The organism is Rhodococcus sp. GB-02, assembly GCF_053470465.1.
Genome location: NZ_JBPUKE010000006.1, coordinates 13014 through 31880, shown reverse-complemented (window position 1 = coordinate 31880; position 18867 = coordinate 13014). Strand labels below are relative to the sequence as shown.

Sequence of the window (18867 nt, the reverse complement as noted above, 5' to 3'; positions counted from 1 at the left end):
TCACAATCGCTCAGGGTGGTTTCGGACTTGCTGACAACAGACGTCCGCGCGGTGGCTACCACGTGAATTCACGTCGTAGCCACCGCGCGGTGAGCCGGTAAGTCGGTCAGCCCTTGTAGTTGTAGAAGCCCTCGCCGACAGCGACGCCGAGCTTGCCTTCGTCGATGTAGTTCTTCTTGATGTAGTCGGCGAACGCGCGCTGCTTCTCGCCGCCCTGGGAGGAGATGTTGTAGACGGTGGTCAACCCGACGACATCCATGATCTGGAAGGGGCCGAACGGGGCTCCGGTGCCGATACGCCACGTCTTGTCGACCATGTCGGGATCAGCGATGCCGTCGATCAGCAGGTCGGATGCTGCATTGAGGAGCGGGACCAGGAGCGAGTTGAGTACGTAGCCCGCCTTCTCCTTCTTGAGTTCGATCGGCACCATGCCGATGTTCTTCGCGAATTCGACGACCTCGCGGTACACGGCGGGGTCGGTGGACTCGGTGCCCATGACCTCGGCAGTGTTGTTGACCCACACGTGATTTGCGAAGTGCAGTGCGAGGAACTTCTCGGGGCGGCCGGTGAACTCCTTGAGGTCGCTCGGCAGAAGCGTCGAGGAGTTGGTTGCGAACACCGTGTGCTCAGGAGCTACTGCGGCGAGCTTCTCGTAGGTGTCGCGCTTGATGGCGATGTCCTCGGGAATTGCCTCGATGACAAGATCGGCCTTGGTCACGGCTTCGGCGAGGTCGTGCGAGTACGTAATACGTTGTAGCGCTTCGTCGGCCTTGCCTTCCTTGGCGCCCTCGACGTTTTCGGCCTTGTAGGCCGCGGCCAACGAGTCGAACCGAGCCTTGGCCTTCTCGATGACCTCGGCGTTGATGTCGTACGCGACGACGTCGAATCCGTGATAGGCGGTCTGATAGGCGATCTGCGAGCCGAGAACTCCGGTACCCAGAACGGTGATCTGCTTCAGTTCAGTCATTTTCGATCCTCAATCCTTTTCGGTGGGTAGTCCGACAAGCGTCAATCGAACTTGTGCGGCAACGATGTTCGTGAGTTCGTCAGCCGTGATCCGGTCCAATGCCGCGCGGGCTATTTCGAAGTGCAGCACGTTGGAAATCGTTCGCGCTGCAGTGATGGTTCGAGTGGTGTGTTTGGGGTGCCCCTCGAGCAAGATTTGCGCAATCCGCGTTTGCAGGCGCTGCGAGAGTTCCAGACCTTCGGCCCGGAAACATTCGCTGGGCTCGCCGAACAACACTTCGCGTTGGTAGATACCAGTGTTCTCGTCGTTTCGGCGACTCGCGATCAGCAGGGGTGAAACAAGCTCGAGCACACGATCTTCTGTGCCCGTCGATTTGGCCTCACGCTCTTCTCCCAGTTCGATCTGCTTGCGGTACTCCGCGTTGTACACCATGAGCAGTAGCTCGGCTTTGCTTGCGGCGTAACGAAAGAGGGTGCCACCGGCTACATCGGCGCGATCGGCAATTTCTTGAGTTGTGACTGCGCTGTAGCCCTTTTCCGCGAACAGTTCGGCCGCGGCGTCGAAGATGCGTGTCTGCTTCTCGAGTTTGTTGCGTTCACGACGACCCAACTCTTGGTCCGATTTCGTCATCCCGCTCACCTCGCTTCATTTCGGATCACGCTCATAAATGAGTCTACTCCGAAATATCGAGAGGATGGGGTCTCCTCCGTCACATCACCGCATTCCGCTGACCCAACCGGCGAACACGTCGGCGAACACGTCTGCTTCGCACGCATGCGCCGATTCGGGGTAGGCACATTCGGGGTATCCGGCGACGACGGCGGCAAGTTCGGCATTGCAACACTGCGCCAAAAGGCCGCGCAGGAGGTCCGCGGCCGACCAGCCGGCGATGGATGCTGCTGGGATCCCCTCTTCCTCGTACACCTTCACCAGATCGTCATGCCTCCAGGACAATTCCTCGGCCACCAGTGCATCGGGATTGAAAGACATGGCGCGGTCGAGTGATCCGCGCAGAAGCGAGTGTGGATCGTCCTCACCGCGCAGCCTGGTCGCGAGGTCGGCCGGTGCCTTCTGCATGACGAACATCCAGGGTTTGCCGTCGGGAAAGACTCCGCCGAAGCCTGCCACGTTGAAGGGCAGGTGACTACTGAGAAAATCTGTCTCCACGTCAACGTGCTGATCGTCTCCGAGGTGAATGAAGTGGCCGGACGCGATCTCCTCTCCGGTTGCCGGCTCGGCCCACGTGTTGTTCCACAGATCGGTCATCCGACTGCCTTCGGGAAAATCGAGAACCTCGAAGAGAAAACCCATGTCTCTACAACTCCCCGTCGAAGTGGGTGGCTACTCCACCGGTCAGTCGAGACACCGTCTGCGCCGAGGTCGCGAGGACGACTCGGCTTGTCTCGAAGGTCATCTCGTCGCGTTCGGTGTCCTCCGATTCGGGATCCTCGGCCAGTGAGAAGTCGAGTTCCACCTCTCGATCGGTGCTGGAACAGACCGAGATCATCAGCCCGAGTCGTTCGTCGGTGAACGGCGGGAGCGACTTTTCGGGATGGAAGTCTGCGGCCGCGTGAAAGAAGAACGCCGCCAGCCGCTCGACAAACCCCTCATCCGTGTGTCGGCTGAGGTACTGATTGAACCGATCGGGGCTGAGCAGCCCGACGTCGAAAACAAGTGTGGGCACGTCGGATTCGAAGACAGTGGCGGGGACCGCATGACTGCGAAGGAAGACCGCTGCGCCGCCGTACCCCGGCAACCTGAACCCATCACGCATCTGGTGTACTCCCGTCGCAGTGGTGTCCTGTCCACGCTAGGCCATTGCTCGGCCGCGTGCTGCCTACTCGAGTAGCCGGCTTGATGGAAGAATCACCGCCTATGACTGCTGTCCTGTACCCGCCCGTCGAACCGTATGAGTCCGGTCTGTTGGAAGTGGCGGATGGTCAGAGTCTCTACTGGGAGACCGTCGGGAATCCGACGGGTATTCCTGTTCTCTATCTCCATGGCGGTCCCGGTGCGGGATGCACTGTCGGTGCCAGGCGCTTCTTCGATCCCGAAGCCTTTCGCGCAGTTCTGTTCGATCAGCGGGGCTGTGGGCGCAGTCTTCCGCTTGCGAGCAGTCCGGACGTCGATCTGACCGTGAACACCACGGCGCACATCCTCGACGATATCGAGCGTCTTCGTGAGCATCTCGGTATCGAGCGATGGATCGTCACGGGACTTTCCTGGGGCGTGAGTTTGGGACTGGTGTACGCCCAGGCGTTTCCCGAGCGGGTGATCGCGATGGCCTTGGGCGCGATCACCGGCGGGACGAGGGTCGAAATCGAGTGGATCACCCGCGCCATGGGCAGAGTGTTTCCGCGCGAGTGGGAAGAGTTCGTCGCGCCGTTGCCGGAGGAAGAGCGTGACGGAAACCTTCCCGCGGCATACGCGCGACTGCTCGCCGATCCGGATCCTGTTGTGCGGGAGAATGCTGCGTTGCAGTGGTGCCGCTGGGAAGACGCGCATGTGTCGCTGATGCCGGGGTGGACTCCGAGTGTTCGATACCAGAATCCCGACTTCCGTCGAGTGATGACCAGGCTGGTCACGCACTACTGGGCCAACGATTGTTTCCTGGCGCCGAATCAGATCCTGGACGGCATGGACCGTCTTGCCGAGATTCCCGCGATTCTCGTGCACGGACGGTATGACATTTCCGGGCCACTAGACACTGCCTGGGCGATCCACCAGCGGTGGCCGGGCAGTGAATTGGTGGTACTCGACGGCGCCGGGCATGGCGGCGGTGGATTCAACGAGGCAATCGTGGAAGCGCTGAATTCACTGGCTTATTCGGTCTGATCGAGTGCCCCGGCGTGGGCCGCGGCGAGCGCGCCGGCAGCAGCACGATCGGCAACCGACCGGTCGACGGGTAGATCGGCGACCAGCAGTCGATAGTAGATGGGCGCGGCTACGGCCGCCAGAAGATCAGCGGCTGAGACTTTCTCGGAGATTTCCCCGCGTTCGACTGCTCGGCGGACCACGATGTCAGCCAGTTCGTAACGTGCGGAGTAGAACTCGCGCTTGAGTCTCGCCACCTCGGGTGTGCGGACCGCGTCCGAGAACAGTGCTGCCACCAATGCGCCGCCCGACTCGCTGGTCACCAGTGCGACTATCGATCTGGCCATCTCGCGCAGGTCGGATTCGATGGAACCGGTGTCCGGGATGGGAACGGTGGTTGCCGATATTTCGACGGCCGCGTCGGCCACCAACTGGGACAGTGTGCTCCACCGCCGGTAGATCGTGGTCTTGTGGACTCCGGAACGGGCGGCTATGTCCTCAATGGTCATCGCTGCAAATCCGCGTTCGGACAGTTCGGCCGCGGTGGCTGCCAGGACGGCCTCGCGCACCCTGGCGCTACGCCCTCCGGGCCGTTGTGGTGTCGAGGTCATGGGTCAACCTTATCGCAACAAGGTGTTGTGTTAGCTGGAGACGCGTGGTTCACTGAGCTAATGCAACTGATCGTTGCATTAGGGATGAATTGAGGGGTGTTTTCCCATGTCATACGAATTTCCTGTCGATCACCGAGGCCTCTTCGAAGAGCGCACAGGACAGTTTCTGAGCTTCGGGCTCCCCGTCTCGGATCTCGAGGAACTGCGCGCGTCCATCAACTCGACCTGGGCCGACGCGCCGGGTGGTTGGTCGTACGAGTGGTCGGCGCTGGCGGCGGAGTACTCCGCCGCCGGCAATCATTCCCTGGCAGCGATGATCTACGGAATCGCCAAGTTCCCGGTGCTGGCCAACGAATCCCGTCGACGGGCTCTGCGCAATCAGGTGGACGAATACGTCAAGGCAGCACCAGGATTCGGGCTCGAGTTCGAGCGTCGAATCCTGTCCCTGCCCAACCGAAACGGCGAGATCGAGCTACCGGTACACATCCTCTCGGCGGACGGACGGTACGAAGACGCACCCGTCCTGTTGCTCAGCGGCGGCGTCGACGGCTGGAAGATGGACATGCATCCGTTGGCCAGCGCGTTCGCGAAGAACGCCGGGCTGACGGTTGTTGCTTTCGATCAGCCGGGAACTGGTGAATCACCCGTTCCTCTCGATGCTTTCGGCGACGAGGTGATCGACGGGCTCGTATCGACGGCTCGCGCTCTCGGCAACGGGCAGGTGGCGCACCTGGGAGTCTCCTTCGGCGGCAACTTCGCCGTGCGCTCGGGGTTGACCGGCGCCGTCGATGCGGTGATCAACATCGGTGCCCCGGTCAAGGGTGCGTTCGAGACCGCGAACGCCGAGCGCCTGGTCTACGGCATGGGCGACATCGTCGGAAACGCATTGGGTTTCGATGCCCCGGCAACCAAAGAGGCGCTGGTACAGGGTCTCCGTGCGTTCGATCGCAGTGTCTTGATGACCGCCGACGACGGCCGGACCCCGATGCTTGTGGTCAACGGGGCCGACGACGTTCACATCCCGCTCTCGGACACAACACTCTTCGAAGAGCGCCCGAACACGCAGGTACACGTCATCCCGGATGCGGGGCACTGCGCAGTGACCAAGCTGCCCGAATTGACGCCGATGATGATCGACTGGCTACGAGATGCCCTGTCAGGAACCGTTCCACGAACCGGTAGATGATCCGCCGCCGAAGCCGGCAAAACGATACGTCGCAAGAACGGCCTTGTGATCGGTCGGCCACGGCGTCGGTGAAGCGATGAAGTTGTCCTGGGAGTTCTCCTCCACTCTTTTGTTGTGCACGATCGTCTTTCGGGGTCCGATGATTCCTACAGATCCCAACTTCAGGTCGGAAGCGCGGTCGGCGAAGATGTAGTCGATCCGATCGCGTTCATCTGCCTCGGGTGCCCAGGTGAGCTGTGAGGTGTCGACGTCGGGATTGTCGGACGGCCAGGTGAAGCCCGGGTGTGTAGCCGGGTTCGGGTACTTGCTGCGGTATGCATCGACAAATCCGGCTTGGTCGAGCAGACGGGTGGATTCCCACGGAATGACGACACCGTTGTGGTCGAACAGATTTCGCGTGCCGTCGGTCCAGTCCAGGGCCGACGGTTCGTTGAAATCGCCGCCGAGGATGACGGACCTGCCCTTCGCCCGTTCTGCGGCCGCATCGTCGATGAACGTCGAAATTGCCAGGGGTCGTCCCGAATTGACGTTCACACGCTGAACCGTCTCGGGGTCCGTGACCGGACCGGACGGCATCTTGTTCCAGCCGAACTCGGAGAACTCTCCAGGCTTGGGAACACCCGCGCCGTATCCGCGCGGTAGATAGGTCGCGTAGGACGTGTAGGCCAGATGTGCCGAGTAAGCAGCGATTTGTTTGCCGTCGACCGTCACGACTGCCTTGATCATCGAGTTCAGGTCGGCTGTCTCCTCGATCGGAAACTTGGAGAGAATCCCGACGTCGGAGGACGCTGCTCCGTAGAAGGTGGTTCCTGATTTGGTCAGCATGTCGGCCAATACAGTTGTCGCAGTGCCGGCTTCCGACAGGAGAACTATCGACGCCTGGGTCGAGATGATCATGTCGGCGATCAGCTGCAAGCCGCCGTTGATCTTGGTTCCGCCGTGCCAGGTATTGAGGGAGAGCACTTTGATTTCCTGCGCGGGGTTCGCCCCCGCGACGGAAGTATTGGCACCCAATGTAAATGCGCTCGCGGTGACTGTGCCCGCGGCTACCGCCATCGCCTTGACCATCTGGCGGCGCGTCAATCCATTCATCAAATCCCGGCTCTCGTTGTCGTGTGTTCGAACCCCTGGAAGATGATTACCATCGCTACCTAAACGGACAGTTAACCAATTGCAAAATGGCAGATCTCCACAGAACGCCGTGCGGGCAATAGTCTTCTGATCGTGGTACTCAGTGAGTGTTTCTCCGGTAACAAGACCTTTGCGAAGGTTCGTGTCCTGCCGCCGGTGGTGAAACTGCTCCTGCTCTCGATGGTGCTGTTCAAGATCGGGTTCTACCTGGTTGTCCCCTTTCTCATGGTGCATTTTTCGGAGGACCTCGGATTCGCGGCCTGGGTTGTCGGCCTGGTCCTCGGGCTCCGGATGTTCAGCCAACAGGGCATGTTCTTCATCGGTGGAAGCCTCGCCGACAGGTTCGGCAAGCGCCCGATCATTCTGCCGGGCATAGCCGTTCGGGTGGTCGGTTTCCTGATGCTCGGACTGGCCGAGAGTATGTCCGCCGTCATCGTCGGCGTGCTTCTGGTCGGCTTTGCTGCCGCGCTCTTCGCGCCCGCGGTGGAGTCGGCCAACGCGGAATACGGACGCGAACTCGGGTCCGCCGGAGTTATGCGTCGTACCGATTTGTTTGCGGTGGAACAGATGTGCAGCCGACTGGGAACCGTGATCGGTCTGGCGCTGGGTGCCGCACCACTGATGTTTCCGTTCTCGTGGACGGCGTCGAGCGCGGCGTTGCTCTTCGCGATCATGTGGGCCGGGTTCTTCATCTGGTTCCCCCGGCCCGGCGATGAACACGAGGGTCAGGTCTCGACTGATACGCTGCGTGACGTCTGGCGAAGCATGCTGACCAACAACAACTTTCTACTCTTCGCGACACTCTGCAGTTCTCAACTGGTCGCTTACAGCCAACTGTGCCTGATGCTTCCGGAACAGCTCGAGCGCGGCGTAGGTTCACAGTCGGCGCTGGGGTGGTTTTGCGTGGGTGCAGCGGCCTTGGTGATCGTCGGGCAGGGGCCGACGGTCGCGGTCGCGCACCGCATCGGACATCGACGCGCGATCACCTTCGGGCTCGAGCTCATTTCGGTGTCGTTCCTGGTTCCGCTGGCCACCGGCGTCAGCGCCGCAGCTTCGGCATGGACACCGCGTCACTGACGATGGGGTCCAAGCTGATCAGGCCGCCGGTCTTGTCCGCAGTGTTTGTTAGTCTCCGCTCATGACGGCGGTTCTCGACTACACATCAGCAGGACCGTTCACCCGCGTCGACGGGGTTGATCTGCTCGCCATCGAGCCGCTCTCCGCCGATCCCGTGGACATTTGCCGGGTGGTTCCGCACCTGGTCGTTCAACCCGCCGATGCGCAGTCGTTGAATCTGACCACCGACCGGCTGGAGGAAAACCAGATCCGGCCGGCAAGTGTTCTGCTCGAAAGGCTGCTCTCGCTCGATCCCGCACCGGTGACCACCGCCCGAGAACTCGACAAGCGGCTCGTCGGAACCTGTCGGCACTTTGCCGTTTTGAGTTGTGCGTTTCTGCGCTATCGCGGTTTTGCTGCGCGGGTCCGCTGTGGGTTTGCCACCTACTTTCAACCGGGACAGGGCGTCGACCATTGGATTACCGAGTACTGGGACAACGCCGGCAAGCGGTGGATCCGCATCGACTCGGAGATCCTCGGACAGAACGTGCTTTCTCACGCCCACGATCTGCAGCCGGGAGAATTCCTCAGTGGCGGCGAGGCGTGGCTGGCGTATCGACGCGGCGAGATCGACGGGTCCCAGTTCGGGGTGTACGGCACCCAGAACTGGGGGCCTGCCGAGATCCGCGGCAACGCAGTGAAGGATCTTGCCGCGATGAACAAGGTCGAAACCCTGCCGTGGGACGAGTGGGGTCGTATGACGGACGCCTACGACGGAAAGACCGGCGCCGACTACGACCTACTGCTCGACGATATCGCCGAGGTGTGCGCCGGCGACGATCCAGTTGCCGTGCGAGCACTGTACGAGCACGAGGATTTGTGCGTGCCGGACAACCTGATTCGTTTCTGAGATGCTGGTGCGATGAATCCGGAGCATCGCCAACTCGAGTACGGACTTCGATTCGACTGGGGCCTGCGCGGCGCCGAGGCGATCGCTGCGGGAGTCGATACCGCCGTCGTGGTCGACGTCCTCTCGTTCACGACGACGTTGAGCGTCGCCGCTGACGCGGGAATCGACGTTTTTCCCTATTCCTGGAACGACGAGAGTGCGGTCGACTACGCACGTGATGCCGATGCGGCCCTGGCAGTACGACGAAGTGTGGCCAGGGAGGGGCAGATCAGTCTGTCTCCCCGGACGATTCGCGAGGCCGAGGTGCCGAGTCGGCTGGTACTGCCTTCGCCGAACGGGTCGACTATCGCGTTTGCGTTGGCGTCCCAGGTTGCGGTGTGTGTCGGCGCTTCATTGAGGAACGCTTCCGCCGTCGCCGATTGGATTGTGCACGAGCATGGTCCGCGATCCCGAGTGGCAATTGTCGCTTCCGGGGAGAAGTGGCCCGGTGGAGAGTTGCGTCCTGCGGTGGAAGATCTGTGGGGCGCTGGTGCTGTCGTGGCCGCACTGACCGCGGCCGGCTGGGACGGCCACGTATCGCCCGAGGCGCGGATGGCGACGGATGCCTGGGCGGCGGTGTCGGATTCGTACGAGGACCGCCTGCGGGACTGTGCCTCAGGACGCGAGTTGATCGTCATGGGGTTTCCACACGACGTCGCCATCGCCTCGGAACTCGACGACAGCGACACCGTACCTGTTCTCGAAGATCGTGTGTTTCGCGGTCAGCGCACCGGGCGTCGGTTGAACAAACTCCGCGCCCAGAGGTAGGAGAGGAAGGTGATGGCGACGCACCATCCGATCGCGAGTATCGCGTTGTTCCCGATAGCTTCGCCGAGAAGAAGTCCTCGAAGAGTCTCGATGATCGGAGTGAACGGCTGATACTCGGCGAACCATCTCAACACGGTCGGCATCGAGTCGGTGGGGACAAATCCGCTTCCCAGGAAAGGTAAGAGGATCAACACCATCGGGAGATTGCTGGCCGTCTCGACGCTCTTGCTGACGAGGCCGAAGGCAACCGACAACCAGATCATGGCGATGGAGACCAGGATGAGAAGTGCAAACGTCGCGGCCCATTCCACGAAGCCTGCAGTCGGCCGGAAGCCGACGGCTATCGCCACGGCGATGACAACAACGAGGCTCACGATCGTCTGAAGGAGACTGCCGAGAACGTGACCGGTCAGGACGGACGTGCGCGTGATCGCCATCGTGCGGAATCGTGCAATGATCCCCGCGGTCATATCGGTTGCGACGGAGATGGCAGTACCTTGTGCCGCTGATGCCACGGTCATCAGAATGATCGCCGGTGCAACGTAATTGACGTATTCGGCTCGGCCACCACCGCCGGGGCCGAGGCCGTTCCCGAGCGTCCCACCGAGCACGTAGACGAACAGCAGCAGGAAGACGACTGGCATCCCGACAAGCATCACAGTCATCGACGGATATCGAAGGAGGTGTCGAATGCTGCGACGCAGCATGGTTTTCGAGTCCTGATAGGCAAGCGTCATGGTGGTCATCGCGCGTCGGTCCTTTCGGTGGCCGTCAGAGTCAGGAACACGTCGTCCAGGTCCGGTGTGTGTACGGAGAGTTCCTTGACGTCGATCGCGTGAGCGTCGAGTTGATCGAGGAGAGAACGCAGCGAGCGGACACCCCCGTCGCTGGGGACCTGGAGGACATAGGCGGCGTCATCACGCGATGATTCGTCGAAAACAGCAGCAGCAGAATCGAGTTGGTCTCGATCGAAGAAGTGAAGACGAATGTGGCCGCCCGGGACGCGTCGTTTGAGTTCCGCGGCAGTGCCTTGGGCGACTATCCGTCCCTGGTCGAGGACGGCGATGTGGTCTGCCAGCTGATCGGCTTCCTCGAGATACTGCGTCGTGAGGAAGATGGTGACACCGTCGCTGACCAACTCCCGGATGATCTGCCACATCGTGCGTCGACTCCGGGGGTCGAGACCGGTGGTGGGTTCGTCCAGGAAGATGATCTCCGGCCGCCCGATCAACGTCATTGCCAGGTCTAGCCGTCGGCGCATGCCGCCCGAGTAGGTCGAGGCCAGCTTGTCTGCGGAGTCGACCAGATCGAACTTCTTCAGGAGTTCGTCAGTGCGAGTTCGACGTTCGTCTCTACCGAGATGATGGAGGTCCGCCATGAGGAGAAGGTTCTCCTCACCGGACAGATAGTCGTCGACCGCCGAGAACTGCCCGGTGACGCCGATACGCGAACGCACCGCGTCGGGATCGTCGGAAGGGTTGTACCCGGCGATGCGAATGTCGCCGCCGTCGGCAGGAACGAGGGTCGAGAGGATTTCCACGACGGTGGTCTTGCCGGCGCCGTTGGGGCCGAGGAGCGCAAAGACGGTTCCGCGGTCGACGGAGATGTCGATTCCGTCCAGTACCGTCTTGTCGTCGTAGGCCTTCTTCAGGCCCGTCGCGGTGATGGCTGGTTTACGGGACATCAGCGTTCCTTTCGCTAGATCTTCTTGTTGGATTCTTCTCGAGGCTCCGAACGTCGAATGACGATGTCGCCGTAGCTGGTGTGCGCCCGGACGTCTACCCGGCGTTCGGTCGAAGCCGGTCCGTGCGTGGCATTCATCTGGTTGTCGACGCGACCGAAGGATGTATGAGCGTCGAATCGCGCGGCGGTTCCGGATCGAACACCGATATGGATTCGCCCGGCAGCCGTCTTTGCAGATACGACTCCGCTCTCGATGATCTCGAAACGTATGTCGCCGTTGGCGGTTGCGGCCGTTGCGTCGGACTCGGCGTGCTCCACAGCGACACTGCCGTTGGCGGTCTTTGCCTTCAGCGCGCCGGTGATCGTGCCGATGTTGATGTCGCCGTTGGAATTCTTGACCTCCGCGTTGCCGTCGACGCGGCCGATGCGGATGCTTCCGGACCCGGTGCTCGTGTCGATGTCACCGGCCACATGCTCGACGGTGATCGCGCCGGCCCCGGTGCTGACATTGAGCGGTCCCGTGGTGTTCAGTGTGCAATCGCCGGCCGAGACCTTCACGCGTGATCGTCCGAGAGTGCCGTCGGCGCGGAGGCTGGCAACTGCGGCAGTGCCTTCGAGTTCCGAAGCGGAGGGAAGTTGAACGGAGATGTCCACAGATCCTGTCTTCCCGAAAATGCCGAGGCCGCGCTGTTTCGGAGTCTTGATCTGCAGCCGGCCACCCGCGAATTCGACGCGCGTTTGTTCGGCGACTCGAACGTCGACCTCGCGAGACGAGTTGCTGGGCAGCACTTCCACGACAGTGTCGTTGCGGTCGCTCGCCGTGATCCTGATGTGCCCGACTGCCACGTCGAAGCTCAAGGTGATGGGGTCAGGTGTGCTGAATGTGGGCATGGTGATACTCCCGATGAGGTTGTCTCGGTTAATGAAAGAGGGTGGTGCGAAAAAGTAGGCCGGTGTCAGTGCACCCAGCCGGTGAAGCTATCGGAACCTTGGGACGTGCGCTGTCTCGGAATGCTTCTGTTCATGCCGCCTTCCAGAGCGGTTGCAGCCGAGCGAACCAGCCACGCGTTGACGGAGATCCCGGCTTCCCGGGCCGCTGCCTCGATCCGGTCTTTGAGGTCTTGCCCCAGACGCAGGTTGATTCGAGTCATCGAGGCGTCGTCGGACTCCGTGACGGAGCGCGGAGCCGGAGTCGGTTCTTCTTCGACGGGAGCCGGAGCCGGTTCGCTGATGGCCGGTGCCACCACGAATTCGGGTTCGCGTCCCCGCAGGCGCAGGTCCACCGAGCCGGGGGCGAGGTCCCGGGTGATCTCGGCAGCTGCCGCAGACAATGCGTCGAGCAGGGTGAGTCGCACTGCTGATTCCAACGGTGCGGTCAAACGATCGGCGAGTGCCTTTGCGTCTTCTCCGCCTGCTTCGGCCGCCACCGCGAGTTCGTGGCGAAGGTTGTCGACGTACGGTGTCAAATCCATGGCATCACTATGGCATCACTTTGGTGCCATAGCAATAGCTCGATGGCACATTCGTGTGGGTTTGATGAGAATTACCAGGTCATCGGGGTGGCCGGCGATTCGGTTCGCGGCAGGCTGGCACACTCGTGAGGGTGAGTCCTGCCGAATCGAACCGCCGACGCCGCATCTTGCTCTGGATTGCGGGGGTGCTCGGTGTAGTCATCGTGGTTGGTGCGGTGGCCGTCGCGCTCGCACCATCGCGGTATCTGCCCTGGGATACCGCCGAGTTTCCGACGGTCGATGCCAGTTCGGTGACTTCGGACCAGGCTCGTGTGCTCGAACTACTCCGATCCGAGCACGAACAGGATCGTCCGGGCACCTTCTATTCCGACGGTATCGACGAAGAGTGGTGCGCCGATTTTGTCAGCTGGATCATGAGGGAAGCGGGTCGACCGTTGTCCAACCCGAACTCCGGAAGTTGGCGCATCCCGGGGGTGTACACCTTGCAGGAGTACTACCAGGGGATCGGCGCGTACGCCGAGAGTGGCAGCGGGTACACCCCTAACGTGGGTGATGTGGTGATCTACGACAGTTCGAGATGGGTCGGTCAACACACCAACATCGTGGTGGCAGTGGACGGCGATACAGCGATCACGGTTGGCGGCAACGAGTTCGGCAAGGTGCGGGTGCACGATCTGGACTGGCAATCCGACTCTGCCGTCGTGGGATTCGGAAAGCTTCACCCCTGATCGCTGCTCTTCGGAGTCAAGGCGAACCAGCGCGCCGACGCACGTGCTTCGCCGCCGGCGTCGATGTGCAGGGTGTTCGCGCCCCCTCGCGCAGTCACCTGCTCACCTCTCTTGATGGGCTGCGTGTACTCGAGGATCGCCCGAAAGGGTCCGCGCCTCAGGTCATCGGTCAGCGCGTCTTCCACAGGCTGCCAGTAGATCGCGTTGTTCACGTGATCGAAGGGGTCGAAATCGCTCGAGCGCAATGGGAATGGCGTATCCGCTGACGGCGTCGCGTCCGGGGCCGGGTCGATCCACCGCCGCCAGTGAAGATGCTGGTCGATTGCGGTCGACGCAAGCGCGGCGGTGAACTTTTCACTGATGGTTGCGGGCATTCCCGTCTTCGGGTCGATGTTGATCCAGAACGCCTCGGTTTCGATCAACCCGCCGGCTTCGGACCTGATGCGAACCCGCATCGAACACCACCTGCTGGACAGTCCGGAACACCAGCGCTGCAGGTGAACTCGATCCGGCCAGACGACGGGTTCGAGTACGTCGATCACCGTCCTCCGCACCATCCACAGTGGATGGGTCTCCATGGCGCCGCGGTCGACAAGATTGTCGAAGCCCGCGTCTTGGAGGTATCGCGCGATCGCGTCGAGGCGCAGGCTTTTGTCGGTGTGAATGTCCCCTGTTCGCACGGGCCAGGAGGCATGAAAGATGCTGCCGGTTTTCGGAAGTTCTGGCATCGCTATGCGATCGTCGATTTTTGTGCGGTTCATCTGATGCGGGCTCCCGCTGGTCGAAGTCTGGTCGGGCGTTCCAGGCTTGCGGTACCCGATGGCCGGATCTTGAACCATTCGAGTTCACTGTTTTCTGAATACAGATTTCGATGTACTGTCGTGCCCATGGATATCGACGGCATGAATGTGGTGACCAACGTGGCGGTGCTTGCGAGGTTTGGTCATGCTCTCTCCGACGAGACTCGAACACGGATACTGCTCGAGCTGAAGACCGCGCCCCGGTATCCGTCCGACCTCGCTGAAACATTGGCTGTGACCAGGCAAAAGCTGTCCAACCATCTGGCCTGTCTGCGTGGCTGCGGCTTGGTGGTGGCGGTCCCGGAAGGGCGCCGGACCAGATACGAACTCGCCGACGCACATATCGGTCAGGCTCTCGACGACCTGCTCGGGGTCGTTCTCGCGGTTGATCCGTCGTACTGCCCGGACAGCGAATCAGAGGGGTGCTGCTGATGGTTGCGCCGCTCGATCACGTCGGCCAGTCGACTGCCCGACGAGCGCTCTTGTCGAGAAGAATTCGCATCTTCGTGGCGATCACGATCAGCTACAACGTCGTCGAGGCGATCATCGCGCTGACGGAGGGGACGCGAGTGTCTTCCGCGGCACTGTTCGGGTTCGGTCTTGATTCGGTGATCGAAGTGTCCTCGGCGGCCGCGGTCGCCTGGCAGTTTGCGGCTCCGGATCCGGCGAGTCGTGAGAAGACGGCACTGCGAGTGATTGCCTTCTCGTTCTTCGGGCTTGCCGCGTACGTGTCTTTCGACGCGATTCGGTCACTGTTCGGTCTGGGTGAAGCGCGGCACACTACAGTCGGAATAGTGTTGGCTGCAGTGAGTTTGGCGATCATGCCGGCCCTGTCGTATGCGCAGCGCCGAGCGGGTAGGGAGTTGGGTTCGCTCTCGGCGGTCGCGGACTCGAAGCAGACGCTGCTCTGCACTTACCTCTCTGCGGTGTTGCTTGTCGGTTTGCTGCTCAACTCGCTGCTCGGCTGGTCGTGGGCGGATCCGATTGCGGCACTGGTCATCGCCGTCATCGCGGTGAAAGAAGGCATCAACGCGTGGAAGGGTGATCCGTGCTGCCCGGTCGTGGCTGCGCCCAAGAGCGGGCACGAGTGCGACTGCTGCTGAGTGGGCACTGGTTTTGTCGAGTGAGCACTCTCTGCGGCGCGTCAGAGAGGGTACTCAGTCGGTGAAAGGGGTGCCGGCTTCTGCACGGCTCTTGATGTGCGCGGCCCGTTGCTCGAGAAGACGCCGCAGACAGCGGGCGACAGCCAACCTCAGTATCAGGTGTCCGAGCATGCCGAACGGGGCCGTAACCGTGAAGCGGTCATGCATTCGCGTCCAGCCGCCCGGCTGACTGTCGAAGATATGCTCGTGCTGCATTGCGGCAAAGGGGCCGCGGACCTGCTCGTCTGTGAATGAGTAGGGACGGTTGTACTGCGTGATCCGGCTTGTCATCGAGAATCTCCGCCCGAAGTGCCGAGCGCGGAGTGTTCGTCCATGTCGAGTTCGAGATCGAAGATCACCGCAGGTGGAGCATAGATATCGGTGATCACGACTACGGTGTGCTGCACGGTGCCAGTCTGCCAATGTTGGTTTGCGACGCCGGCAAGCGGGTACGGGTCGATGACCTGCGGTTCATCCGCGACGGGTGATGTTTTCGCTTTCCAGCCCCTCGAGACTGAGTAAGGGAAGTGCATTCTGTCGAAAGGAACGCTGATGACTGCTCCACCGCGGGAACCCGCGAATCACCCTGTCCGGCAGGGTTTCGCGGTCGGTACGACGTTTGCAGCAGCAATTCTGTTGCTCACCGCAGGCATTGTCGCTCTGCTTCAGGGCATCGCGGCCGTCGCTGACAACAATCTGTTTGTCGTGGGTATCAACTACACGTACAAGTTCGACATCTCGACGTGGGGTTGGATCCACATCATCTTGGGCATCATCGGAATTTTGGTGGCCCTCGGCCTCTTCACCGGTGCAGTGTGGGCCAGGGCGGCGGCAATCGTCATTGCGTCGCTCTCGATCATCGCCAACTTCTTGTGGATGCCGTACTATCCAGTGTGGTCGATCCTTGTCATCGCGCTCGATGTCGTAGTGATTTGGGCCGTCGCGACCTGGGACAGGGACAGAGTCTAGGCACCGAATAACTGCGAGAGCTGTTGGTCCCGACCGAATCGACTCGGTCGGGACCATCGCTCGTGCGCGGGGCAGTCCGACGTCTCGGATCAGTCCGGGAGCCTTCGCAGTTCGGCGACCGTCAATCCCAGGGAATCGAGGCGGGCCATGATGCTTCGCATGGCCGTGTGGTCCGCGACGGGTCCGTACAAACTGGTGAATCCGCCGGCCGCACTCGCAACACTGAGTTCGGGAAACGCGGCCTTGACGCGGTCCGACACTTCGCCGTCGATGAGGAATTGATACCGAGTGGGAGCATTCATCAGGGTCCGCTCCATTTCGTAGGGCCATGAGGTTCGGACCCGCCCCGCGCCGAGTCTCGAAATCAGGTGTCGTCAAGTGCAATCGGCGTCGCTGCTCGATCCAGGACTCCGCATCCGTGGGATCCAGTCTTACTCGCGCACGCTCCTCGGGCTTCATCCCCTACGGGTGAATGTCGCCACGGTTCTGTTCATCCTTTTCGTGTGAGGCTGCGCAGGGCCCCCGCCCCTAGTGTCGACCGGGAGAGAGAAGAGGTCGGCATGGGATCTGTCATCGGGGATCTGTTACCCCTCGCGGTCGGCGTCGCGGTATCGCCGATCCCGATCATCGCCGCAATCTTGATGTTGTTGTCCAAGCGAGCCGGCAGCACGAGCGTCGGGTTCGCTCTGGGCTGGATACTCGGAATCGTTGTCGCCACTGTGATCTTCGTGCTCTTGTCCAGCAAGCTCGGCGACTCCGAAGGTGATCCGTCAGCGACGGTTTCGTGGATCAAGCTGGCGTTGGGTGTGTTGCTTCTTGCGTTCGGAGCGAAGCAATGGCGCGGACGCGGAGGCGAGCACGAAACCCCGAAGTGGATGCAAGCCATCGACGACATGACCGCTCCCAAAGGCCTCGGCTTGGGCTTCGCTCTGGCTGCGATCAATCCGAAGAATCTGATGATGTGTATCGCGGCCGGAATCTCGATCGGATCCGCCTCGCTTGGATCCGGAGAAGTTGTTGTCGCCATTCTGGTTTTCACGATCATCGCGGCCTCGACAGTGTGCGTCCCCGTGATCGGTTACCTCGTTGCCGCGGAGCGACTGCGCGGTCCGCTGGCCAAGCTGAAGGTGTGGTTGCAGGACAACAACGCCACAGTGATGAGTGTGTTGATCCTGGTTATCGGTGTTGTTCTCATCGGTAAGGGCATCGGCGGTCTCTGACAACTGGAGGTAGTTATGGGATCGTTGCTACTGCAACAGATCCCGCTGGCGCTCGGGATCATCATGAGCCCACTGGCGGTGGTTGCCGTTGTTGCGTGCTCCTTTCCGAACGAGCGCGGATCAACAGCATCGCGTACCCGGTCGGGTGGTATCTCGGAATAGTCGCGCTGGCCGGCGCATACACCATTTTGACGGCACTCCAGGTTCACCAGCGCACACCCTCCACTGTGGGTGCCCATCCTCCATCTCGTTCTCGGCGCGACTCTGCTGGCGGGATTCATGCGCCTCGGCTTCATCGCCTCCTTCATCTTCGAGCCGGTTCTGAAGGGCTTTATCGTGGGTCTGGCGCTCACGATCATCATTGGTGAAGGAACTGGGTGAGGTCGACGGACCGACGGTGATCATCGGATTGCTCAGCCTGGCAATGGTCCTGGGCGTCAAGCGATGGCTTCCGCTCGTACCGGGTTCGCTCCTCGTCGTGCTACTGGGCATCGACGTCTATCCGACCGTGTTGCAGGCGCTTGCAGGTGGAGGCAGCGCCTCAGCGTGAGGTTCGCAGCCAGATTCCCAGTGGGCCGGAATCTTTGGCCACCGATCCGACGATCGACGACGCGACAACCACGATGGCCGAGAAGACGAACAGCCAGCCGATGACGGTGAACATCACGCCCAGGAGGCCGAACTCGTCCTGAGAGGTCTTGGTCATACGGGGCAGGAAAAGGGTGCCTGCCACGTGCAGTCCGCTCAGACCCGTCGCGGTGAGCAACCCGGACCCGACACACATACGAGTGGTCATGCGATTGGCCGTCAACAGCATCGGCACGGCAGTCCAGACGAGCGCCCACACCACGTAGACAGCAACAAATTCCAGGAGTCTGCCCACCCCCGGCACACCATTCAGTTCTCGGCACAGGGCCGCCCCGACCACCGATGTAGCTACTACGAACACGACCGCTATCCAACGCCACGCCTGACGAAGCGTCGCAGTCGGCACACTCCAGATGCGCCCGTACATCCGGCCGAGAGCGCGAGCGTAGGACGTGGAACTGATCAGCAGCATGAGCAAACCGACGATTCCGAACGCGGCCGCAGTGGAGGTGTTGGTGATTTGGGCGTCGGGTAGTTGGACTCCTAGGTCGTCCTTGGCGGCGGCGGCCAATGGCTTCAGTTTCTCCAGGGTGGACGCCGCGATCATGACCGGGAGCAAGGACGTGAAGGCTTGGGCTGCCAGAGTCATGGCGCTGTCGACGAGGCCGACTTCGAAAACGTCGACGGTTGCATCGGTCGCCAGGCGCCTGCTCGGTGTGCGTCTGGCCCACACCATCAAGCGATCGCGCGAATCGGAGTGCAGCTTCGGGAGCATGGAAGCAG

Annotated in this window: 25 protein-coding genes and 1 pseudogene; 12 read left to right on the top strand and 14 right to left on the bottom strand. The window is 61.5% G+C overall.

Annotated elements, in window-relative coordinates:
* Positions 1 to 106: 106 nt before the first annotated feature.
* The 4 genes from ACSW29_RS31035 to ACSW29_RS31020 all read right to left on the bottom strand — a co-directional run bounded on the left by ACSW29_RS31035 (position 107) and on the right by ACSW29_RS31020 (position 2741).
* On the bottom strand, positions 107 to 967 hold the full coding sequence (locus ACSW29_RS31035; protein ID WP_084326765.1) for a 3-hydroxyacyl-CoA dehydrogenase: 861 nt from the start codon (positions 965 to 967) through the stop codon (positions 107 to 109).
* A 9-nt stretch (positions 968 to 976) separates the two neighbouring features.
* The gene (locus ACSW29_RS31030; protein ID WP_448279003.1) at positions 977 to 1597 is read right to left on the bottom strand and encodes a TetR/AcrR family transcriptional regulator; all 621 of its coding nucleotides are present in this window, start codon (positions 1595 to 1597) and stop codon (positions 977 to 979) included.
* Positions 1598 to 1681: 84 nt separating this feature from the next.
* On the bottom strand, positions 1682 to 2278 hold the full coding sequence (locus tag ACSW29_RS31025) for a hypothetical protein (protein WP_448279002.1): 597 nt from the start codon (positions 2276 to 2278) through the stop codon (positions 1682 to 1684).
* 4 nt (positions 2279 to 2282) lie between these two features.
* A complete protein-coding gene (locus tag ACSW29_RS31020) occupies positions 2283 to 2741 on the bottom strand; it encodes a hypothetical protein (RefSeq protein ID WP_230815949.1) in 459 nt (152 codons plus the stop codon).
* 101 nt (positions 2742 to 2842) lie between these two features.
* Here ACSW29_RS31020 and pip point away from each other — a divergent pair, with 101 nt between their 5' ends.
* Complete coding sequence (gene pip, locus ACSW29_RS31015) at positions 2843 to 3802, top strand: prolyl aminopeptidase (RefSeq protein ID WP_448279001.1); 960 nt, start codon at positions 2843 to 2845, stop codon at positions 3800 to 3802.
* On the opposite strand, the gene ACSW29_RS31010 is transcribed toward pip, so the two are convergent.
* Positions 3790 to 4392, bottom strand: a complete 603-nt coding sequence (locus ACSW29_RS31010; protein ID WP_206029122.1) for a TetR/AcrR family transcriptional regulator — start codon at positions 4390 to 4392, stop codon at positions 3790 to 3792. The two genes, pip and ACSW29_RS31010, sit on opposite strands and share 13 nt — an antisense overlap.
* Positions 4393 to 4498: 106 nt before the next feature.
* Here ACSW29_RS31010 and ACSW29_RS31005 point away from each other — a divergent pair, with 106 nt between their 5' ends.
* On the top strand, positions 4499 to 5578 hold the full coding sequence (locus ACSW29_RS31005; protein WP_448279000.1) for an alpha/beta fold hydrolase: 1080 nt from the start codon (positions 4499 to 4501) through the stop codon (positions 5576 to 5578).
* Here ACSW29_RS31005 and ACSW29_RS31000 read toward each other — a convergent pair.
* On the bottom strand, positions 5549 to 6670 hold the full coding sequence (locus ACSW29_RS31000; RefSeq protein WP_448278999.1) for an endonuclease/exonuclease/phosphatase family protein: 1122 nt from the start codon (positions 6668 to 6670) through the stop codon (positions 5549 to 5551). The two genes, ACSW29_RS31005 and ACSW29_RS31000, sit on opposite strands and share 30 nt — an antisense overlap.
* Before the next feature lie 132 nt (positions 6671 to 6802).
* Here ACSW29_RS31000 and ACSW29_RS30995 point away from each other — a divergent pair, with 132 nt between their 5' ends.
* From ACSW29_RS30995 to ACSW29_RS30985, 3 genes are all read left to right on the top strand, one after another.
* Positions 6803 to 7786 (top strand): MFS transporter, encoded by a 984-nt coding sequence (locus ACSW29_RS30995; RefSeq protein ID WP_448278998.1) that lies wholly within the window; start codon positions 6803 to 6805, stop codon positions 7784 to 7786.
* 61 nt (positions 7787 to 7847) lie between these two features.
* Positions 7848 to 8675 (top strand): transglutaminase domain-containing protein, encoded by an 828-nt coding sequence (locus tag ACSW29_RS30990; protein WP_448278997.1) that lies wholly within the window; start codon positions 7848 to 7850, stop codon positions 8673 to 8675.
* Between the two features lie 12 nt (positions 8676 to 8687).
* On the top strand, positions 8688 to 9482 hold the full coding sequence (locus ACSW29_RS30985; protein ID WP_448278996.1) for a 2-phosphosulfolactate phosphatase: 795 nt from the start codon (positions 8688 to 8690) through the stop codon (positions 9480 to 9482).
* Here ACSW29_RS30985 and ACSW29_RS30980 read toward each other — a convergent pair.
* From ACSW29_RS30980 to ACSW29_RS30965, 4 genes are all read right to left on the bottom strand, one after another.
* Positions 9437 to 10228 carry an ABC transporter permease gene (locus ACSW29_RS30980; RefSeq protein WP_448278995.1) on the bottom strand — a complete coding sequence of 264 codons (792 nt, stop codon included), beginning with the start codon at positions 10226 to 10228 and terminating at the stop codon, positions 9437 to 9439. The genes ACSW29_RS30985 and ACSW29_RS30980 overlap by 46 nt on opposite strands.
* A complete protein-coding gene (locus tag ACSW29_RS30975; RefSeq protein WP_448278994.1) occupies positions 10225 to 11166 on the bottom strand; it encodes an ATP-binding cassette domain-containing protein in 942 nt (313 codons plus the stop codon). Before ACSW29_RS30975 ends, ACSW29_RS30980 begins: the two co-directional genes overlap by 4 nt.
* 14 nt (positions 11167 to 11180) lie before the next feature.
* The gene (locus ACSW29_RS30970) at positions 11181 to 12056 is read right to left on the bottom strand and encodes a DUF4097 family beta strand repeat-containing protein (protein WP_448278993.1); all 876 of its coding nucleotides are present in this window, start codon (positions 12054 to 12056) and stop codon (positions 11181 to 11183) included.
* A gap of 65 nt (positions 12057 to 12121) precedes the next feature.
* Positions 12122 to 12637 (bottom strand): toxin-antitoxin system HicB family antitoxin, encoded by a 516-nt coding sequence (locus ACSW29_RS30965; RefSeq protein ID WP_448278992.1) that lies wholly within the window; start codon positions 12635 to 12637, stop codon positions 12122 to 12124.
* 131 nt (positions 12638 to 12768) lie between these two features.
* On the opposite strand from ACSW29_RS30965, the gene ACSW29_RS30960 reads away from it, so the two are divergent.
* Positions 12769 to 13365: a CHAP domain-containing protein gene (locus ACSW29_RS30960; RefSeq protein WP_448278991.1), complete on the top strand. Its 597-nt coding sequence runs from the start codon at positions 12769 to 12771 to the stop codon at positions 13363 to 13365.
* On the opposite strand, the gene ACSW29_RS30955 is transcribed toward ACSW29_RS30960, so the two are convergent.
* Complete coding sequence (locus ACSW29_RS30955) at positions 13356 to 14126, bottom strand: acyl-[acyl-carrier-protein] thioesterase (protein ID WP_347875051.1); 771 nt, start codon at positions 14124 to 14126, stop codon at positions 13356 to 13358. The genes ACSW29_RS30960 and ACSW29_RS30955 overlap by 10 nt on opposite strands.
* A gap of 126 nt (positions 14127 to 14252) precedes the next feature.
* Here ACSW29_RS30955 and ACSW29_RS30950 point away from each other — a divergent pair, with 126 nt between their 5' ends.
* The gene (locus tag ACSW29_RS30950) at positions 14253 to 14597 is read left to right on the top strand and encodes an ArsR/SmtB family transcription factor (protein ID WP_317826823.1); all 345 of its coding nucleotides are present in this window, start codon (positions 14253 to 14255) and stop codon (positions 14595 to 14597) included.
* Complete coding sequence (locus ACSW29_RS30945) at positions 14597 to 15268, top strand: cation transporter (protein WP_448278990.1); 672 nt, start codon at positions 14597 to 14599, stop codon at positions 15266 to 15268. Before ACSW29_RS30950 ends, ACSW29_RS30945 begins: the two co-directional genes overlap by 1 nt.
* Before the next feature lie 54 nt (positions 15269 to 15322).
* Here the strand turns inward: ACSW29_RS30945 and ACSW29_RS30940 are convergent, their stop codons facing one another.
* Positions 15323 to 15598, bottom strand: coding sequence for an SRPBCC family protein (locus ACSW29_RS30940; RefSeq protein WP_448278989.1), 276 nt, complete (start codon positions 15596 to 15598; stop codon positions 15323 to 15325).
* Positions 15599 to 15859: 261 nt separating this feature from the next.
* On the opposite strand from ACSW29_RS30940, the gene ACSW29_RS30935 reads away from it, so the two are divergent.
* Complete coding sequence (locus tag ACSW29_RS30935; protein WP_230815965.1) at positions 15860 to 16276, top strand: DUF7144 family membrane protein; 417 nt, start codon at positions 15860 to 15862, stop codon at positions 16274 to 16276.
* Positions 16277 to 16365: 89 nt separating this feature from the next.
* Here ACSW29_RS30935 and ACSW29_RS30930 read toward each other — a convergent pair whose 3' ends face one another.
* Positions 16366 to 16578 (bottom strand): hypothetical protein, encoded by a 213-nt coding sequence (locus ACSW29_RS30930; RefSeq protein WP_078377385.1) that lies wholly within the window; start codon positions 16576 to 16578, stop codon positions 16366 to 16368.
* A 258-nt stretch (positions 16579 to 16836) separates the two neighbouring features.
* On the opposite strand from ACSW29_RS30930, the gene ACSW29_RS30925 reads away from it, so the two are divergent.
* From ACSW29_RS30925 to ACSW29_RS30915, 3 genes and pseudogenes are all read left to right on the top strand, one after another.
* Complete coding sequence (locus ACSW29_RS30925; protein ID WP_230815967.1) at positions 16837 to 17496, top strand: GAP family protein; 660 nt, start codon at positions 16837 to 16839, stop codon at positions 17494 to 17496.
* Between the two features lie 15 nt (positions 17497 to 17511).
* Entirely contained in the window at positions 17512 to 17658 is a 147-nt protein-coding gene (locus ACSW29_RS30920) for a hypothetical protein (protein WP_317826818.1), read from the top strand.
* A 102-nt stretch (positions 17659 to 17760) separates the two neighbouring features.
* Positions 17761 to 17989 (top strand): annotated as a pseudogene (locus ACSW29_RS30915) (SulP family inorganic anion transporter); the annotation flags it as partial.
* Positions 17990 to 18037: 48 nt separating this feature from the next.
* On the opposite strand, the gene ACSW29_RS30910 reads toward ACSW29_RS30915, so the two are convergent.
* Positions 18038 to 18859, bottom strand: coding sequence for a hypothetical protein (locus tag ACSW29_RS30910; protein WP_448278988.1), 822 nt, complete (start codon positions 18857 to 18859; stop codon positions 18038 to 18040).
* Positions 18860 to 18867: the final 8 nt, after the last annotated feature.

Coding starts and splice junctions, on each gene's coding strand:
- ACSW29_RS31035 (WP_084326765.1), bottom strand. CDS start 967: ATGACTGAACTGAAGCAGATCACCGTTCTGGGTACCGGAGTTCTCGGC.
- ACSW29_RS31030 (WP_448279003.1), bottom strand. CDS start 1,597: ATGACGAAATCGGACCAAGAGTTGGGTCGTCGTGAACGCAACAAACTC.
- ACSW29_RS31025 (WP_448279002.1), bottom strand. CDS start 2,278: ATGGGTTTTCTCTTCGAGGTTCTCGATTTTCCCGAAGGCAGTCGGATG.
- ACSW29_RS31020 (WP_230815949.1), bottom strand. CDS start 2,741: ATGCGTGATGGGTTCAGGTTGCCGGGGTACGGCGGCGCAGCGGTCTTC.
- pip (WP_448279001.1), top strand. CDS start 2,843: ATGACTGCTGTCCTGTACCCGCCCGTCGAACCGTATGAGTCCGGTCTG.
- ACSW29_RS31010 (WP_206029122.1), bottom strand. CDS start 4,392: ATGACCTCGACACCACAACGGCCCGGAGGGCGTAGCGCCAGGGTGCGC.
- ACSW29_RS31005 (WP_448279000.1), top strand. CDS start 4,499: ATGTCATACGAATTTCCTGTCGATCACCGAGGCCTCTTCGAAGAGCGC.
- ACSW29_RS31000 (WP_448278999.1), bottom strand. CDS start 6,670: ATGAATGGATTGACGCGCCGCCAGATGGTCAAGGCGATGGCGGTAGCC.
- ACSW29_RS30990 (WP_448278997.1), top strand. CDS start 7,848: ATGACGGCGGTTCTCGACTACACATCAGCAGGACCGTTCACCCGCGTC.
- ACSW29_RS30985 (WP_448278996.1), top strand. CDS start 8,688: ATGAATCCGGAGCATCGCCAACTCGAGTACGGACTTCGATTCGACTGG.
- ACSW29_RS30980 (WP_448278995.1), bottom strand. CDS start 10,228: ATGACCACCATGACGCTTGCCTATCAGGACTCGAAAACCATGCTGCGT.
- ACSW29_RS30975 (WP_448278994.1), bottom strand. CDS start 11,166: ATGTCCCGTAAACCAGCCATCACCGCGACGGGCCTGAAGAAGGCCTAC.
- ACSW29_RS30970 (WP_448278993.1), bottom strand. CDS start 12,056: ATGCCCACATTCAGCACACCTGACCCCATCACCTTGAGCTTCGACGTG.
- ACSW29_RS30965 (WP_448278992.1), bottom strand. CDS start 12,637: ATGGATTTGACACCGTACGTCGACAACCTTCGCCACGAACTCGCGGTG.
- ACSW29_RS30955 (WP_347875051.1), bottom strand. CDS start 14,126: ATGAACCGCACAAAAATCGACGATCGCATAGCGATGCCAGAACTTCCG.
- ACSW29_RS30950 (WP_317826823.1), top strand. CDS start 14,253: ATGGATATCGACGGCATGAATGTGGTGACCAACGTGGCGGTGCTTGCG.
- ACSW29_RS30945 (WP_448278990.1), top strand. CDS start 14,597: ATGGTTGCGCCGCTCGATCACGTCGGCCAGTCGACTGCCCGACGAGCG.
- ACSW29_RS30940 (WP_448278989.1), bottom strand. CDS start 15,598: ATGACAAGCCGGATCACGCAGTACAACCGTCCCTACTCATTCACAGAC.
- ACSW29_RS30935 (WP_230815965.1), top strand. CDS start 15,860: ATGACTGCTCCACCGCGGGAACCCGCGAATCACCCTGTCCGGCAGGGT.
- ACSW29_RS30930 (WP_078377385.1), bottom strand. CDS start 16,578: ATGAATGCTCCCACTCGGTATCAATTCCTCATCGACGGCGAAGTGTCG.
- ACSW29_RS30925 (WP_230815967.1), top strand. CDS start 16,837: ATGGGATCTGTCATCGGGGATCTGTTACCCCTCGCGGTCGGCGTCGCG.
- ACSW29_RS30920 (WP_317826818.1), top strand. CDS start 17,512: ATGGGATCGTTGCTACTGCAACAGATCCCGCTGGCGCTCGGGATCATC.
- ACSW29_RS30910 (WP_448278988.1), bottom strand. CDS start 18,859: ATGCTCCCGAAGCTGCACTCCGATTCGCGCGATCGCTTGATGGTGTGG.